12 protein-coding genes are annotated in these 17,402 nt (G+C 37.8%); 7 read left to right on the forward strand and 5 right to left on the reverse strand.

Translation table 11 applies throughout. The features are described 5' to 3' along the window. Positions 1-11 precede the first annotated feature (11 nt). Positions 12-632, forward strand: coding sequence for a BamJ family beta-barrel-assembly machinery protein (gene bamJ / locus ABX891_RS09285; RefSeq protein WP_002962890.1), 621 nt, complete (start codon positions 12-14; stop codon positions 630-632). Positions 633-1,000: 368 nt separating this feature from the next. On the opposite strand, the gene ABX891_RS09290 is transcribed toward bamJ, so the two are convergent. Further along, entirely contained in the window at positions 1,001-3,370 is a 2,370-nt protein-coding gene (locus ABX891_RS09290; RefSeq protein ID WP_354629346.1) for a TonB-dependent receptor, read from the reverse strand. Between the two features lie 215 nt (positions 3,371-3,585). Beyond that, positions 3,586-3,975 (reverse strand): YkgJ family cysteine cluster protein, encoded by a 390-nt coding sequence (locus ABX891_RS09295; protein WP_024590141.1) that lies wholly within the window; start codon positions 3,973-3,975, stop codon positions 3,586-3,588. Between the two features lie 272 nt (positions 3,976-4,247). On the opposite strand from ABX891_RS09295, the gene ABX891_RS09300 reads away from it, so the two are divergent. After that, entirely contained in the window at positions 4,248-4,427 is a 180-nt protein-coding gene (locus tag ABX891_RS09300; protein ID WP_354629347.1) for a hypothetical protein, read from the forward strand. Positions 4,428-4,626: 199 nt separating this feature from the next. Beyond that, positions 4,627-5,055 (forward strand): hypothetical protein, encoded by a 429-nt coding sequence (locus ABX891_RS09305; RefSeq protein WP_007586178.1) that lies wholly within the window; start codon positions 4,627-4,629, stop codon positions 5,053-5,055. Positions 5,056-5,191: 136 nt separating this feature from the next. Here the strand turns inward: ABX891_RS09305 and ABX891_RS09310 are convergent, their stop codons facing one another. Continuing rightward, positions 5,192-6,187, reverse strand: coding sequence for an alpha/beta fold hydrolase (locus ABX891_RS09310; protein WP_165743579.1), 996 nt, complete (start codon positions 6,185-6,187; stop codon positions 5,192-5,194). A gap of 284 nt (positions 6,188-6,471) precedes the next feature. On the opposite strand from ABX891_RS09310, the gene ABX891_RS09315 reads away from it, so the two are divergent. From ABX891_RS09315 to pbpC, 4 genes are all read left to right on the forward strand, one after another. Further along, the gene (locus ABX891_RS09315; RefSeq protein ID WP_024606555.1) at positions 6,472-6,945 is read left to right on the forward strand and encodes a hypothetical protein; all 474 of its coding nucleotides are present in this window, start codon (positions 6,472-6,474) and stop codon (positions 6,943-6,945) included. Between the two features lie 27 nt (positions 6,946-6,972). Continuing rightward, the gene (locus tag ABX891_RS09320; protein ID WP_165743582.1) at positions 6,973-7,566 is read left to right on the forward strand and encodes a DUF1287 domain-containing protein; all 594 of its coding nucleotides are present in this window, start codon (positions 6,973-6,975) and stop codon (positions 7,564-7,566) included. A 65-nt stretch (positions 7,567-7,631) separates the two neighbouring features. Further along, on the forward strand, positions 7,632-13,556 hold the full coding sequence (locus tag ABX891_RS09325) for an alpha-2-macroglobulin family protein (RefSeq protein ID WP_354629348.1): 5,925 nt from the start codon (positions 7,632-7,634) through the stop codon (positions 13,554-13,556). Beyond that, positions 13,537-15,918: a penicillin-binding protein 1C gene (pbpC, locus tag ABX891_RS09330; protein WP_354629349.1), complete on the forward strand. Its 2,382-nt coding sequence runs from the start codon at positions 13,537-13,539 to the stop codon at positions 15,916-15,918. The genes ABX891_RS09325 and pbpC overlap by 20 nt, the downstream gene beginning before the upstream one ends. Positions 15,919-15,997: 79 nt before the next feature. Here the strand turns inward: pbpC and yfaE are convergent, their stop codons facing one another. Beyond that, positions 15,998-16,270, reverse strand: a complete 273-nt coding sequence (yfaE, locus tag ABX891_RS09335) for a class I ribonucleotide reductase maintenance protein YfaE (RefSeq protein WP_007583035.1) — start codon at positions 16,268-16,270, stop codon at positions 15,998-16,000. Continuing rightward, positions 16,270-17,400, reverse strand: coding sequence for a class Ia ribonucleoside-diphosphate reductase subunit beta (gene nrdB / locus ABX891_RS09340; protein ID WP_002961159.1), 1,131 nt, complete (start codon positions 17,398-17,400; stop codon positions 16,270-16,272). Before nrdB ends, yfaE begins: the two co-directional genes overlap by 1 nt. Positions 17,401-17,402 lie beyond the last annotated feature (2 nt).

Raw genomic sequence — 17,402 nt, forward strand, 5'->3', positions numbered from 1 at the left:
AAAAACACATTATGTCAGATAATTTTACTACAGATGCTGAAAAAGCAAGTTACGGTATTGGCTTACAAATGGGTGAGCAACTTAAGTCTAATCCTTTTGAAGGCTTAAACCTAAATTCAGTATTTGAAGGCATGAAAGATGCGTACGCTGGTAGCGCATTTCAAGTTGAGATCCCTGAGATTCAAGCTGCATTCGAAAAGATTAACGAAGAGATCCAAGCTCGTCGTGAAGAAGAATCTAAAGTACTTTCTGCCGAAGGTATTGCATTCTTAGAAGAAAACGCAAAACGTCCTGAAATCACAGTAACTGAGTCTGGTCTTCAATATGAAGTACTAGCGACTGGCGAAGGCGAAAAGCCAACAGCTGAGTCTACAGTACGTGTTGATTACCACGGTACACTTATTAACGGTACTGTGTTTGATAGCTCATACGAGCGCGGTCAACCAGCTGAATTTCCAGTTGGTGGCGTGATCAAAGGCTGGACTGAAGCATTACAAATGATGCCTGTAGGTACTAAATGGCGTATCTACGTTCCTCATGAGCTTGCTTATGGTGAACGTGGCGCAGGTGCTGCAATCGCACCTTTCTCAACGCTTGTATTTGATGTTGAGCTACACGAAATCATTTCTTAAATTAAATAAATTTTAATTTAAGAATTTAAAAAGCCGTATTCAATTTGAATACGGCTTTTTTGTGTTTGTAATTTAAGAGTTTTATACCAATTAGCTTAATTAAGTGATCTATTTTTCGCTAAGAAAATTGTGTCGATAACAAGGCAAAAATTTCGTTGTTTAGTTGTTACCACTAATTGCTCTTGCATTGCTCTACCTCCAGCATCCATGCAGTCGTATATCAGAAATTCTTAACGCAGTTAGCATCAGGTTTAATCCTTCAAATCGATTAAGTATAACTGCGTGTTGATATTATATATTCTAAAAATAAAAAACCGCATTAATAAAATGCGGTTTATAAATATATAAACTAAAAGTACTTTTAATTATTAAAAATAGCCACGAACACCAAAGCGGAAGTTTCTGCCAGGTAGTGGGGCTTTATCTTTAATAAATGAGCTATGTACAAAACCTAACTCATCAGTAATGTTATCAACGTTTATATACAGCTGTGCATCGACACTGCCTAAACCTAATTGGTAATTAGCTTGTGCATCAAATAACGTATAGCCATCAGTTTGAGTTTCAAAGGCAGTTACATCGTTTTGATCAAAGTAATGAGTACCCGTTAATGTTAGTTGTAAGTCACCTAAATCGTACTGTAACTCAGAGCCTAATTTATTGGCAGGGATACGTGGTAAATTACCATCGTCGTCTTTTAGTTTTGCACGAGTTGAGTCACCAAATACTTTAACCATAGCGCTTGGTGTTACTTGGTAATGCGCGTCAAACTCAATTCCATAAAGCTCTGCGTCTTTACTTGTAAACTGATAAACCGCAACAGCATCGTCATGTGCACCAATAGCTGATTCTAAACCATCTTCTTCATCGTAAACTAAACCCGTATTTTCTTGAAAATAAAAGTTTTTGATATCGTTATAGAAAAAGTTAACGGTGTAACCAAAATCACCGCTAAAGCGTCTAAAGCTTAAATCTAAGTTTGTTGAAGTTTCCTGCTTGATATTTTCTGGCTCAAAATGCGCTTCATTATCTTCAATATTGTAACCAAGGCCTAGCTCGTAAGTGCCAGTTGCAATGTGTAAGCCGTTAGATAAAAGTTCTGCCGAAAGCGGTGCTCGTTCTGAATGAGAAATACTTGTCGCAATACTATGACCCGGCTTGTACTGCCAAATGGCACCGGCAGAGGCGCTTAAATTGGTAAAGCTTTTATTGTATCCAATAGTTTCTTCGTCGCTATGATCTATTTCTACTTCATCGTGGCTATGTTCGTGTGCCGTGATTTGGCTTTCAATTTTGTAATCTTCTACACGTGCACCAAGCTCTATTGTCACGTCGCCAAATTCACGCTCTTCTAGTAAATATAATGCGTTAGTTGTAGTTACACTCGCGGGTGTAAATGCTTCTTCACCAATTGCATCGTAGTCAGAATCGCTGTAGTGATAGCCCATCATTCCGTGCCAATCAGCAAACTTATGCTCTACATTTAAACGTGCTTCAGTCGTTTTATTTTTAAAAGTAGTACCAATTTCGCCATCTTCAATTTCGCTGTGTGAATAATCTGTATAGCCAACACGTAGGTTGATGGTTTCAATCCAGTTATTATGAAGAGCGTAACTTACAAGCCCTTGCCAGCGGTCTTGCTCTAAATGTGCGTAAACTGGCTCTTCAGCAGCTTCATCTTCATGTTCTGCATGCTCTTCTTCAGTTTCACCTTCGTGATCGTGATGATGCTCATGCCCAGGAATACCGTAATCAGTATCAATGCTACCGTAAGAAAAACCAATCGTTAAGTGATCGCCAACATAGCTGGTACCAAAGTTGAGTGTTTCGCTATCAATAAATGTATTTTCTACCGAGCTTTCGGTTTCAACATCGCCATCATCGTCGGCAATAGTAAAGGTCGGTGTTTGGTAATCATCGCCGCTGCGCTTAGTACCATCAAAATGAAAGTTAAAGCCTTCATTACCTGTTTCAAGTTTTGCAGCTACGGTGTTTGAATTTGACACCGTATCGTGGCTGTATTCAGCAGCGCCTGTAAGCTCGTCGATATTGCTAGTAGGAATACGGTTATCAACCACGTTTACAACGCCACCAATTGCACCAGAGCCATAAAGTAGGGTACTTGGACCGCGCAACACTTCAATTTGCTCTGCCGCTAGGCTGTCGCTTGATGTCGCGTGGTCTGGGCCAATTCGCGACGCATCGCTGGCATCTAATCCATTTTGTGTGATTTTAACGCGAGGGCCATCTAAACCACGAATAATTGGGCTTGATGATACAGGGCCAAAGTAACTTGCATTTACGCCTGGTAAACCTTTAAGAGTTTCGCCAAGTGTTGGTTTAGATTTATTTCTTAATTCATCACCTGAGAGCACACTTACAGGAGAAATCATTTCTAGGCTGTTCTTATGAAGTGCAGAGGCATAAACAACCACTGTTTCAACCGATGTTGGTTTAAGTGACACAGACAGATTGTTTGAAGATTCGCTAACAGCAATACGAGAGTCTACGTAGTTGTCTTTACTAATATGTAATTGGCTGTTTGCATCTATATCGATAGCAAACTCGCCTAAATCATTACTTTTAACGCTTTGGTTTTTGCCATGGACATGGATAGAGGCATTTTTAATAGGTTGATTTTTATCATCCATTACTTTACCAGTAACGGTTGCAGCCAAAGCTGATTGAGAACATAAAACAGAAAAAATAGCAGAGGAGATTAATGTTAACTTTGTCATGGATATATTGGTTCGTGGTTATTATGTTGTGATATAATATAACACCGCAAAATTAACGAATCAACAATGTTATAGTATAACTTTGAATTTTGCGATGAATAATCTAAAAATGACGATTAAGCCAATATTATAAAAATTCAAATAATAGGTTTGTGAATAGAAAACTTATCTATTTGACCGAAGAACTCATAGCGCTAACCGGTAAACCTATTTATTTAATAGCGGCTATCTATCATTATCGCATCTAGTTTATGCTGCGCTCTTGTCTGATTTGTTATATCTACAGATTCAATCATTTCGCATTCGTCGCGGATCATCTCTGAAATAAGACTAGGGTAGTGGCGGCAGTCTTCTGGGCGGTCGAGGTAAATACTGCAGGTATACATATTTTTAGCGAGAGGATCTTTTTTAGGCGCAATTTCTAAAAATGGGCATACTTGAAGTCTTAAGCCTGTTTTTGGGTCAAACCAAATTTCGTTGTTTTTAACGTATTCATAAATTTCGGGGTTAAAGAGCTCCCATAAATCTATTTCCTCTTTCGTTGCGCTTAAATCGCCGCCGCCATATTTAATACAGCATTTACCACACTGGTTGCATTCTTTCATAATTGGCTAATTTAGTTGGCTGTTAACGAATTTAAGTTAGTTATTAGTGTAGCACCAAATTTATTATTAACGCTCTACTGAATTTACCCATCCTTTAATTTTTGGGTGTGTAAACAATAGTTAGATACAATAACTTAAGTTAAAACCCCTTGTTACATTTTATATAGTACAGGCTTTACTCTAAAGGTAGCGAAAAATGTTACAAACCCCGCTTGAGAAACTGTGTGATTGTTAAATGTTGCTGAGCGCGGATACCTAAGCAGGGCGTTATTATGAAAGAGGCTGTCACTAAGTTAAAAACAGAATTTAATGCAAAGTTATTGTATTGGAACAATCTTAAAAGTAACAAAGCTAAAGCGGCAATCATCCTATTATTTTTAGTTGTCATTGCACTTAAAGTGTTTACGACCATTTTTACGTTGGATTGGGTTGCAAGTTTATTCAGCGTGTAAGTTTACCAAGAGCAATTGCGATAAAGTTTAATCACAGAGTGTTTAACGCCTACGCGATGTTCATTATTAATGTATTATTACGCTATACACCAAATTAAATAAATCAGTTGTTTAAATACGTTTTATAATGACTGTAATGATACATTTTAGCTAAATTGAGTGAGTAAATGAGTTTAGCTGCATTAAAGGATAACCAGTGATGATGAATACAAAAGTATATAAAGCGGTACATGATCTAGCAGAAGATTTAATGGCGGCGGCTAACAAAAATAACCGTGAAAAGTTTGAGTCGTTATTTGCTCAATTAAAAGCTATTTGTATTGAAAACGAAAACACCTCAAAAGATCACCCTGTACAATGGGAAACTTTAGCTGATTTTACCGAAGAGTTAGAAGAGGCAATTACTACTTACGAAAAAGCATTAGAAAAGTCGATTGCGATTAATAACAAAGATCACATGTCGTCGGTTTCTTTTTCAATGGCTACATTACAGCTTGAGCTTGGCCAAAAAGATGAAGCTATTAAAAACCTTCAAAATGCTAAAGTCAGCGCCAATAAAATTGAAGACAAAGAGCTTAAAGCTGAAATACACGACCTACTAGAGTCGCTTATTGAAGAAGAAGGTTAAATACATAAAAGCATAACTTATCCATATTAAATGTGATTTTTGTGGATTTAGCTTGAGCTTAATAAAGCGCTGATGGTTTCTAGCCTCAGCGCTTTTTTATGTTCGCTATAAATACTAAACCAAAAGGAAAGGCTTATTATTGAGCTAGCTTATTCATAAAATCGACAATGTACTTTGCAATTTCTACTGGTTTTTCTTCAACGCTAAAGTGCCCTGAATCGAGTAAATGCAGTTCAGCGTTCGGTACATCTTTTAAGTATGCTTTAGCGCCTTCGGCTATAAACGCAGGGTCGTTTTTACCCCATATAATTAACGTTGGTGGTTGGTACTTGCGTAAATAAGCTTGCCACTTTGGATAGTCGAGAAGGTTGTTGTAGTAATCTTGTAGCAATTGCACTTGAATTACTCTATCGGCTTTGGTTTGTAAAAAGTGAAGATCATGCGTCCAGCTATCTGGGCTCATCACTTCTGGGTTACTTTGTACGTCTCGTAAATACTGCTTATTAATAATGGCTTGTTCAGACGTGAACGAATAAATTTTATCTTGCTGAGCTTTCGAACTATCTTCATTCGCGGCTTTAAAAAATGCTTGCCTCGGTAGGGGTAGCCCCTCTAAATACGCATTACCATTTTGTACAATAAGTGCATCAAGTTTATTAGGATTATTTAATAACATTCTAAAGCCTACGGGCGCTCCAAAGTCTTGTATATATAGGCTGTAGCGCTTTACTTTAAGTGTTGTTAGTAACCCTTCAACGTATTGAGCTAGTAATTCAAAAGTATATTTTTGAGTTTCTGGGTTTGGGCGTTCGCTGTAACCAGAACCTAAATAATCAGGTGCTATAACATGATAACGCCCTGATAAAAGCGGAATTAGCTCACGATAAGTATGTGAAGACGACGGATAGCCATGTAAAAGCACAATGGTTTGCTTATTCTGGATGCCAGCCTCTCGGTAAAATATCTTTTTACCGTTTACATTTGCATATTTGTAAGCGGTTTTTGAAGGCCATACAGCATCAGCGGCATATACCTGAGCGGTAAGCGTAGACATTGAAACTAATAAAAACACAATAAATGAGACGATGTGAGCAGGTTTTACTTTAAGATTTTTTTGTATATCTGGGTGCATAAGTAAACTCGTTATTTTTGGTAATGACGCTTTATTAATTTACCAGACCCGTTATTTACACAATTGCATTCAGTTAATAATTACAAGTTACTACTAATAAGGACACAGTAACAATACCTGTGTTTTTAAAGCACATTACCAAATATATAGTTGATTAGAGGGTAAGTGGTTTTTTAGCAGCTTTTTGTACTTTAAAAAGAGATTCGTTAATTTACTTTTGTTACAATTGAGTTGTTGGCTTACAACATTTATACAATGTTAAGTGAGTATTTTGGAGGAAGGACGTGCTCGAACAAATAGAACAATGGATTGATGCAACAAATATTAAATATAAAACCCAAAGAATTAGCTGTGAGAAATTTGCCAGTGAGTTTGCAGGGTTTTATCCTGTCGAATTTTTAAAAAATGCCTTTTCCGTTATTGTCGATGAAATACCCAAACCTAACTTTCCTTTTTTGCGTGAAATGGGATTAGACGATTTTATTGACATGGATGCCGCAGGTACTACATACAAAAACACTTATTACATGCTTCCTTACGTAGCTGATAATTTAGCTGTGCATTTTCATGAACTTGTTCACGTAGCCCAATGGAGTGAACTTGGCGCCGAGGCTTTTATGTTGCGTTACATAACCGAAATTCAGCAGGTTGGTTATGATGCTGCGCCACTTGAAGTCATGGCGTATGGTCTTGATAAGCACTTTACAAATAATGGCAAGAAAATAAACGTGCCTGAACTCGTGGTTCAAGCGTTGTAGTTAATTAACATTTTCAAAGGATTGCATATGACACGCTTTACTGTTTTTTTACTGAGCTTACTTAGTGTAAATGCCTATGCGGCATCGTTTGATGACGATATTGTGGCTGCGTTACTTGAAAGAACAACACATAACGTTACCTATGACGGGTCTTATCGCTCTATTACTTATCCGGGTGGCGATGTGCCCGCTAATGTAGGGGTGTGTACCGATGTAGTTATTCGATCATATCGACTTTTAGGTATTGATTTGCAAAAGCTTGTGCATGAGGACATGTTAAAAAGCTTTGAGCTATATCCCTCTAAGCGTATTTGGGGTTTAACCAAACCGGATAAAAATATAGACCACCGCCGTGTGCCAAACTTACAGGCTTACTTTAAAAATCATGGCCAAGTGCTCGCTAAATCAAGTAACGTGAACGACTATAAAACGGGTGACATTGTAACGTGGATGCTGCCAGGTAATTTGCCGCACATTGGTATGGTTGTGAATGAGTTAGCAAAAGACACAGGGAATCCATTAATTGTTCATAATATTGGTCGAGGACCTGAAAAAAGCGACATGCTTTTCGATTTTAAAATTACGGGGCATTACCGTTTCGTCCCACAAGAATATAAATAACCAGATTATAAGTATGAGTTCTCTCATTTATTGATATTGCAGTATAAAGAAAAAGGATTTTGAACGTGAATACAAAAACAGATTCAAAAGAGGCTAGCCCAAAAGAGGTTAATCTTAAACAAAGTAAACTCGCTCCCAAAATAGCTAGCTTATTTATGAGTATTGCTTTTTCAGCGATAGGTACGGGTTTGTTTAGTTTGGTTGCAAGCTTACTTGGCAACGTAAATGTAACCGAAAAAACAGTTGGCAGTGTGTGGGTTTTACTGACCACATTTTTTGTTATTTTAAATGCATTTGGTGTCATTATTTGGCATAAACCGAAATGGTTAATTACTGCTATAAATAATGTGCTTAGGTTTGCTAAAGAGCGCAAAACAGCATTTTTTAGCGCCGTGCTAATGTTGATATTAATTATAGCAGGCTATTGTTTTTTTCTTTCCTTACCACAGCCAATTAGTTACAAAGCAACTCACTCTACACCTGCTGTTACCACTTTATCTGATGTTTTAAACCCTGAACCGCTTTATATTGATTTTACTCCCGTTTTAGATGATGTAGAAAACACGGATGCAGTGTCTTACTCTGTCGCAAAGCTTGCGCTTGTTGGCAAAGTGATTCCCACAGGTATAAAAGTCACGCCTGAGCTAATTGGACAGTGGTCTTGGAATAGTGAAAGCCAGCTTAAATTTATCCCAAAACAAGATTGGTCAGCAGGGCAAGAATATAAGGTACGTTTTGATTCATCTATTTTTAAAAGTGATATACATCTAAGCGATAATGAGCATGTATTTAAAACTCCCGATTTTGAACTAACGCTTAGCTCACTCGCTTTTTATCAAGATCCTAACGTTAAAAAAAGTCACAAGGTGATTGCAACATTAAAAGCGACTCACCCAACAGATTTAAGCACCATAAAAAATAATTTAAAGCTGACTCAATCACTTGAGCAAGATGGCAAAAACGAACTAGCACAATACAAATTTGATGTTACTTACGACAAGCATCAACGAGAGATTTACATTACTTCAGAGCAAATACGTATTCAAGATACCGAAAGCTATCTGTATTTTGTTCTTAATAGCGGTGTAAAGCCGGTTATGGGTCCTTCTCAAACAACAGTAGAGATTAAAGACGCCGTGTTGATCCCAAGTGTAAATAGCTTTTTTAGAGTAAATACTGCCAATGTGTTGATGGTAAAAAATACGCAAGGGGAGCCCGAACAAACACTTGTTTTAGACTTCACAGATGATATTTCATCGCAAGATGTGGTTAGTAAAACAGTTGCTTACGTATTACCGGCTAAAGATTCAAAAGGTAATTATAAGTACTTCAGTAGCCCACGAGAAGTTACTGATGCAGTGCTTAAGCAATCTCAAAAAGTTAAGTTAAATGCGATTCCTACCGCGCAAGATACAACTAAGTTACACAGTTTTACGTTTGACGCCCCTCAAAACCAGCAAGTTTATATCGCGATTGATAAGGGATTAAAGTCGACGGGTGAGTTTACGATGGTGAATAAATACGACACTATTTTAGATACGCCGGCTTATCCGACACAAGTAAATATTATGTCTAAGGGCTCTATATTATCAAAAAATGGCGATCATAAATTGTCATTTTTGACCCGCGGTGTAAACGCACTTCAAGTTAAAGTAGGTAGGGTAGAAGCCAATCAAATTAACCACCTTATAAGTCAAACCAGTGGTGATATTTCTAATCCAGAATTTAATAATTATTACTTTACAGAACAAAACATAAGTTCAATTTTTACCAGACAAGTTAATTTAAAATCGGAGCACCCTAAAAAAGCGGTCTATTCATCTATTGATTTGAGTAGTAAGTATAATGAGTCAGTTGGTTTAGGCTTATTTTTTATAAATGCTCAAGCGTTAAATACAGAAGATAATTACGTATATGGCCCCCAAGAAAAACGACTTATCCTTATTACTGATTTAGGTATTTTGGTAAAAAATAATGCAGATGGATCTCGCGATATATTTGTCCAATCTATTGAAACAGGAAAACCGGTAGCAAAAGCGAAGGTGTCGTTATTGGGGAAAAACGGATTAGTTATTTTAAATGCTAAAACAGATTCTGAGGGGCACGCATTTTTCGACAACACAACGTGGTTTACTGATGATCAAACTCCCGTTGCTTTTGTAGTCGAAACTAAAAGTGACATGTCTTTTATTCCTTATAATCGCTATGCTCGAATGGTTAACTACTCTCGGTTTAATACCGGCGGTGTAAGTTCTGGGCTCAGTGGTAGTAATAAAATAGATGCGTTTGTTTTTTCTGATCGTGGAATTTATCGACCAGGCGATAGTGTTAAACTTGCCACGATTGTGAAGCAACAAAACTTTGCAAAACTGGGCGATATACCGCTTGAACTTATAATTACCGATCCTAAAGGGACAACTGTTTATAATAAACGAGTGAGCTTAGATAAGTATGGATTGCTTGATTTTGACTTTAAAACACAAAATAGCGCCAATACCGGAACGTATTATGTATCGGTCCAACTTATTAAAAATAATAATAGCCGCGACCAATTAGGCAGTACTCAGTTTAAAGTTGAAGAGTTTGTACCCGATAGATTGAAAATTAGTAGTCAATTTTCTCAATCATCTGCAAAGGGGTGGGTAAACAGCTCAAAATTTAAAGCATTGGTGAGCCTTCAAAATTTATTTGGTACACCCGCTCAAAATAGACGTGTTACTGCTGATTTACGTTTATCTCCAGCTGGTTTTTACTTTAATGAATACAAAGGTTATGTGTTTTCTGATCCCCACAGTGAAGGAAAAAATATTAGACACAGTTATGAATCATTAACCGAAACCAAAACTGATGAACAAGGCAAGGCAGAATTTGATATTGACTTAACTCGCTATGAGGCAGGTACTTATCAGTTAAATTTTGCAGTACAAGGGTATGAAGAAGGCGGTGGTAAAAGTGTTCGTGCAAGCAGCTCGGTGCTTGTTTCACCCGTTGAGCAGTTAGTTGGTTATAAAGCCGATGGCGATTTAAGCTACATATCAAAAGAGTCAAAACGTGTTGTAAAATTTATTAATATTAATTCAGAAACTGAGCAAGTTGCTCGTGATGATTTATCGCTAAATTTAATAGAACAACAATATGTATCTACGTTGGTGCAACAAAATAACGGCACTTATAAGTACCAATCGGTTAGAAAAAACAAACAGGTATCAAGCAATCCGTTTTACATTAAACAAGATGGCGCAAACTACGAATTACCCACTGCTGAACCAGGTGATTACTTAATAGAACTCGTTGATGGCAAAGGGAATACCGTTAGTAGGGTATCATTTACGATAACCGGCACGGGTAACTTAGCGGGTAAGCTTGAAAAGAATGCTGAACTGCAAGTTCAATTAAATAAACCGGATTACAAACCGGGCGAAACAATTGAAATAAGTATTGTAGCGCCTTATGTTGGCTCGGGTTTAATTACAATTGAAACTAATAAAGTACACGCTTTTAAATGGTTTGAGAGTAAAACAACAAGTAGCATACAAACCATAACGTTACCTCAAGGGATAGAAGGCAATGCGTATGTTAATGTTTCATTTGTTCGAAGCCTTGAATCGAAAGAAATATTTACAAGCCCATTAAGCTACGCAGTTAAACCATTTGCGATTGAACGAAGTAAACGCGCAATAGATTTTGACGTAAACATACCTGATAAAGTAAAACCAGGTGACGATTTAGTCATTTCATATAGTGCCAAATCACCTTCACGTGTTCTGTTATTTGCTGTAGATGAAGGTATTTTACAAGTGGCAAATTATCGGACGCCAAAGCCGTTAAATCACTTCTTACAAAAACGTGCTTTAGAAGTTAGTACTATGCAAATTGTTGATCTTATTTTACCTGAATTTAAACTAGTGCAAGAGCTTGCAGCTGCGGGTGGTGGTTATGCTGACTCAATGGCAATGAACCGCAAGAGCAAGCAACTTAACCCGTTTTCTCGTAAGGTACAAAAACCAGTCGCATTTTGGTCTGGTATTTTATCGGCTGATGCTAAAACGAAAAAACATACGTTTACTATCCCAGATACTTTTGCAGGTCAGGTACGTGTAATTGCTATTGCCGTAAATGACGAGGGTGTTGGTGTTAAAGAAAGTACAACACTTGTGAAAGGGCCCTTTGTATTAACTCCTAATGTATTAACGACAGCAGCACCAGGCGATGAGTTTGATATTGTACTTGGTATTGCTAATGGCGTTGAGGATTCAGGTAAACAACTGCCAATTACGGTAGAAGCGCTTACTTCAAGCAAAATTGAAATAATAAGCGATAAAAAATTAACGCTAAATATTGATGAAAAATCAGAAGACACATTAACGTTTAGAGTGAAAGTGCTTGATAAGCTTGGCGCTGCATCAATTACATTTACTGCGTTATCGGGTGACAATGTTAGCCAACGCACGGCAACGTTAAGTGTGCGCCCTGCGGTTGCATTTGTTAGTAGCTTTGAAAGTGGCTTTAGTGAATCAGGTAAAAAAGAAATAGCGGTTTCGAGACAGCTATATCCTAACTTATCACAAAATAATATTACCGCTTCACAAAGCCCGTTAGCGCTTGTTGATGGTCTTATTAGTTATTTAGATAACTTTCCTCATATGTGTACCGAGCAGGTAGTGAGTAGTGTGTTTCCGGTGCTGAGTTATTTAGAACACCCGAGTTATATGGGCGATGTATCTTATAAACGTGAGCGTATAAACAACTTAATAGATACCCTTCGTCAACGTCAGTTACCTGATGGCAGGTTTATGTTATGGCCGGGTAATTCTAGTGCATCTATTTATTCTTCTCTTTATGTTATGCATTTTTTATTAGATGCAAAAGAAGCGGGCGTAGCAATACCTTATGATATGTGGAGCAGTGGTTTTGAAGGTGTGCGCAGTATAGCGAGCGGATCTTTAGAGACGAATGACAGAAACCGCGCTTATGCCATTTATTTGTTAACACGACAAGGTGAGGTAACAACTAATTACTTATCTGATTTAGAAAAAAGTGTAAATGCGAGTAATAGCAAAGTATGGCAACAAGATATAACGTCCGCGTTTATGGGCGCAACTTATCAGCTATTACGTGCAAGCGACAAAGCGCAAGCACTGATCCATAGCTATAAAATTGGGCAAGATACCCAGCACGATAATTGGGGCGCTTACGACTCACGTTTAGCTCACGACGGACAGTATATTTATTTGTTATCAAAACATTTTCCTGCTCGCTTAAAGCAGTTAACTAAAGATGATTTGTTTAATGTCGTTGACCCTATTTTTAAAGGAGACTTCAACACGTTGTCGTCTGCTTGGTCTGTACTTGCTATGACGGCATACTCAAAAGTTGCGTTATCACAAGCCCAGCCTGAAGATGTAAAAATAATGGCAACAACGACAATGGCAGAAAAAAAGGCATTAGACGTAACCTATACACCTTATCCTAAAGCCTCGTTTTTAAATGACGTTAAAACGCTTGATGTATTAGCGCCACCTCGCTCATTTTACATGATGAGCCAAGCTGGTTTTGATACAAACGTGCCACAAAAGTCATTAAGTAATGGTTTAGAAGTTGTCAGAGAATACCAAGACGATAAAGGTAATGTGATAACCACCGCTGTTCAAGGTCAAGAACTAAACGTTGTATTACGAGTGCGTAGTACAACGGGTAAAAATATTTCGGATGTTGCTGTTATTGATTTACTACCTGGTGGGTTTGAAGTACTCAGAGACAGCGTTCGCAATAGTTATAATCGCTGGACCTCTGATTATAAAGATATACGAGAGGATCGCGTTATATTGTATGACAGCTTTGGCGATAGCATGACTGAGCTTACTTACAAAGTTAAGGCTACAGCATCTGGCAGCTTTGTAGTGCCATCGGCTTATGCTGAATCTATGTATGATTTAAGTATTAAAGCGCACTCAAAATCGGGTCGTTTTGATGTTACCGCCGCTAAATAAAAAGCTTAGTTTTATAATAAAAACGGCTTTTTTTACAACAGCACTGCTTGCAGTGCTGTTGTATTTATTTACTCCAAAGCCTGATATTACCCAGCCCAATGCTTACTCAACGGCTTTTTACGATAGCAGTGATAAATTACTTCGTTTAAATTTAGCCGCAGACGATAGATATAGATTATGGACGCCAATAGATAAAATCCCTTTGAGCATTCAACAAGCTACTTTACTGTATGAAGACCAAGACTTTTATGAGCATATTGGTGTCGATTTTATTGCTTTAATAAATGCGTTTTATACTAGCTATATTAAAAGAAGTCACCGAGTCGGTGCGTCAACAATAACAATGCAAGTAGCCCGGTTACACTTTGGGATGAACACGCATGTTATTTTTGGAAAAGTAGAACAAATACTTCGAGCGTTACAAATTGAGCGACACTACAGTAAAAACCAAATACTCGAGGCGTATTTTAACTTAGCGCCTTATGGATCAAATATTGAAGGTGTTGGTGCAGCCAGTTTAATTTATTTTAAGAAACCAGCTATTGATCTTAATTTACCTGAGTCATTATTACTTAGCTTAATCCCGCAAAACCCAACCAAACGAAATCCCATTAAAAAATCGGCTAAACTGGTATTGCTAGAAACAAGAAAAAAACTGTTTACTCGTTGGCTTGAAAAGTACCCAGACGATAAACACTGGCTAGCAGCTATGCAATTACCGATAAAGGTATATGCCTCTTCAGACTTGCCTTTTGAAGCCCCACATTTTATTAATAATTTACAAAGCGAGTACCCGCACCTAAAGCCTGGAGAATATAAAACGTCGATAGACCTTAATTTACAAAACTTACTTCAGCGCCATGCAAGAAATTACATTAATCGCAGGCATAGAGACGGGCTTAGTAATACGTCTGCTATTTTACTAAATTATAAAACTATGGAAGTAGTTGCTGAATTAGGCTCTGTGGATTTTTTTAATAATGACATTAGCGGTCAAGTAAATGGTGTAAGAGCTAAGCGTTCACCAGGTTCAACCCTTAAACCATTTATTTATGCGCTTGCTATAGAGGAAGGGTTAATTCATCCATTAACGCTTGTAAAAGATGCCCCCAAACGCTTTGGAGGATATACACCAGAGAATTACGATCAGCAGTTTTTAGGGCCTATATCGGCTACTGAATCGCTAGTGCTGAGCCGTAATGTGCCTGCTGTTAATTTGATGTATCGCTTACAAAATGTTGGGCTATACGATTTACTCGTTGCAGCCGATGTTAAAAAGCTTCAGCCCAAAGAGTTTTATGGTTTAGCGCTTGCGCTGGGCGGCAGTGAAGTAACGATGCTAGAGCTCGTTAAGTTATACGCTATGTTAGCTAATTTAGGGGTGTATAAGGATGAAGTTATATTAAAAAAAGACGCCACTGTTATTAACCAAAACAACCCAAATAATCAAAACAATCATATTAAGCAACTCATCAGCCCAGAGGCAGCCTACCTGACTTTACAAATGCTAAGTAAAAATAGTGCAGTTGATGAAATTTCATTTCAAAAAGAAAGAAGGCAATCATACCCTGTATATTGGAAAACAGGTACTTCATTTGCTTTTCGCGATGCATGGTCAGTAGGTATTGTTGGTCCGTATGTTTTAGCTACATGGGTGGGTAATTTCTCAGGAGAAGGGCACCCATCTTTTATTGGGCGACAAGCAGCCGCGCCTTTATTTTTTGAAATAATACGTTCATTAGATAGTTACGGCTTAATCAAAGGCAATATAAAACCAGGTAGTTTAAATATTACAGAAGTAGATATTTGTTCAACAACAGGTGATTTACCTAATGTGCATTGCCCTAAAACAGAAAAAGGGCTTTTTATTCCAGGTAAGTCGCCAATTAAAGTGTCCGATGTACATCGTGAAATTTATATTGATAAAGTATCGGGATTACGTGCTTGTCAGTATGTTGAATCTACAACTACAAAGGCAGTTTATGAATTTTGGCCATCTGACTTAGTCAGATTATTTAAACAAGCAGGTATTGTTAAACGCCAGCCTCCACCTTATTTAGATTCATGCTTAATTAATGACACGAGTACACGTGGCTCAGCACCGAGTATTACATCCCCGAGTAATTTAATTAGCTACACGATAAGAGCCAGTAAATTGAAAAAAGAAGGCCTGCCTTTTAGTGCAATCACAGATACAGATTCACGTATTTTATATTGGTTTGTAGATAACAGCTTTGTTGGTAAAGTAGAGCGAGATACGCCTTTTTTCTGGCACCCGCAAGTAGGCGAATTTGACGTAAGAGTGGTTGATAATTTAGGGCGTAGCGCATCAGTTTCAATGCGTGTAAAGCTCGTTCAGTGATACGTAAATAAGCTAAAGAGCTAGTTATCGGGTATTAAACAATTAGATTGGCGTTTATAAACTGTATTTAGCGTTTAGACTACTTTAAATTAATACTTACATTGCCATTGGGTTTACAGCAGCACAGGAGTATTTCGCCTTCGCGCACAAACGCAAGTGGCTCTTCGTTATATTCAACACTACCTGACACTAACGTTGCTCTACAAGCGCCGCAGTAACCTTCACGGCATTGGAATGCGACGTCTATTTTCATGGACTCTAAGCACTGTAAAAGAGAAGGGCAGCCTGCGGTAAATTCTATACACTGGCTGTTTTCTGCAAGCGTTATGCTTGCAGTAGACTTGTCACTCATTATAAATCAAAATCACCAAATTCTGATGCATCAACTTGAGAGTCTATTTGACCAACAAGGTATGAGCTTATTTCTGCTTCTTGTGGTGCTACTTGCACGTTATCAGACACTAACCACGAGTTTATCCACGGGATAGGGTTACTGTTATTTTCAAACTGTGCTGGCAAACCAATTGCAGTCATACGTGCGTTGGTAATGTATTCAACGTACTGACATAAAATATGTTTATTCAAGCCAATCATCGAACCATCTTTAAATAAGTATTCGGCCCACTCTTTTTCTTGCTCTGCAGCATCAACAAACATTTTAATTGCTTCGTCGCGGCACTGGGCAGCAACAATCGCCATTTCTGGATCGTCCTTACCGTCTTGCATAATGTTTAAAATATGCTGAGTACCAGAAAGGTGAAGTGCTTCATCGCGTGCAATTAGCTTGATGATTTTAGCGTTACCTTCCATTAGCTCGCGCTCAGCAAATGCAAACGAACATGCAAAGCTTACGTAAAAGCGAATCGCTTCAAGAATATTTACCGACATCATAGCCAGGTAAAGTTTCTTTTTAAGCTCAAATAAATTAATGATAACTGTTTTACCGTTAATCTCGTGTTTGCCTTCACCGTATAAGTTGTAAAGCGATACAGAGTTAATTAAGTCATCGTAGTATTTAGTTACGGCATCAGCACGTTCGCTAATTTTATCGTTGCTAACAATGTCATCAAAAATAAGCTCAGGTGCTTGTGTTACGTTACGGATAATATGCGTGTATGAACGGCTGTGAATTGTTTCACTGAACGCCCACGTTTCTATCCATGTTTCAAGCTCTGGTAGCGATACAATTGGAAGTAGAGCCACGTTTGGCGAACGACCTTGTACACTATCAAGCAGTGTTTGGTATTTTAAGTTGCTTAAAAATATATGCTTTTCGTGATCTGGTAATGCTTGAAAGTCTAAACGGTCTTTACTTACATCTACTTCCTCAGGACGCCAAAAGAAAGACAGTTGCTTTTCAATTAACTTTTCAAAAATTGGGTATTTTTGTTGGTCGTAACGAGATACGTTTACAGTTTGGCCAAAAAACATTGGCTCTTGCATTTGGTTATTATGGTTTCGGCTAAAAGTAGTATAAGACATGT

The sequence above is a fragment of the Pseudoalteromonas sp. NCIMB 1079 genome, from assembly GCF_040567695.1.
GTDB classification, from domain to species: domain Bacteria; phylum Pseudomonadota; class Gammaproteobacteria; order Enterobacterales; family Alteromonadaceae; genus Pseudoalteromonas; species Pseudoalteromonas distincta.

What these genes read in the sequence shown, in the direction of transcription:
- yfaE (WP_007583035.1), bottom strand. Translation starts at nt 16,270, where the DNA reads ATGAGTGACAAGTCTACTGCAAGCATAACGCTTGCAGAAAACAGCCAG.
- ABX891_RS09300 (WP_354629347.1), top strand. Translation starts at nt 4,248, where the DNA reads ATGAAAGAGGCTGTCACTAAGTTAAAAACAGAATTTAATGCAAAGTTA.
- bamJ (WP_002962890.1), top strand. Translation starts at nt 12, where the DNA reads ATGTCAGATAATTTTACTACAGATGCTGAAAAAGCAAGTTACGGTATT.
- ABX891_RS09290 (WP_354629346.1), bottom strand. Translation starts at nt 3,370, where the DNA reads ATGACAAAGTTAACATTAATCTCCTCTGCTATTTTTTCTGTTTTATGT.
- pbpC (WP_354629349.1), top strand. Translation starts at nt 13,537, where the DNA reads ATGTTACCGCCGCTAAATAAAAAGCTTAGTTTTATAATAAAAACGGCT.
- nrdB (WP_002961159.1), bottom strand. Translation starts at nt 17,400, where the DNA reads ATGTCTTATACTACTTTTAGCCGAAACCATAATAACCAAATGCAAGAG.
- ABX891_RS09310 (WP_165743579.1), bottom strand. Translation starts at nt 6,187, where the DNA reads ATGCACCCAGATATACAAAAAAATCTTAAAGTAAAACCTGCTCACATC.
- ABX891_RS09295 (WP_024590141.1), bottom strand. Translation starts at nt 3,975, where the DNA reads ATGAAAGAATGCAACCAGTGTGGTAAATGCTGTATTAAATATGGCGGC.
- ABX891_RS09320 (WP_165743582.1), top strand. Translation starts at nt 6,973, where the DNA reads ATGACACGCTTTACTGTTTTTTTACTGAGCTTACTTAGTGTAAATGCC.
- ABX891_RS09305 (WP_007586178.1), top strand. Translation starts at nt 4,627, where the DNA reads ATGATGAATACAAAAGTATATAAAGCGGTACATGATCTAGCAGAAGAT.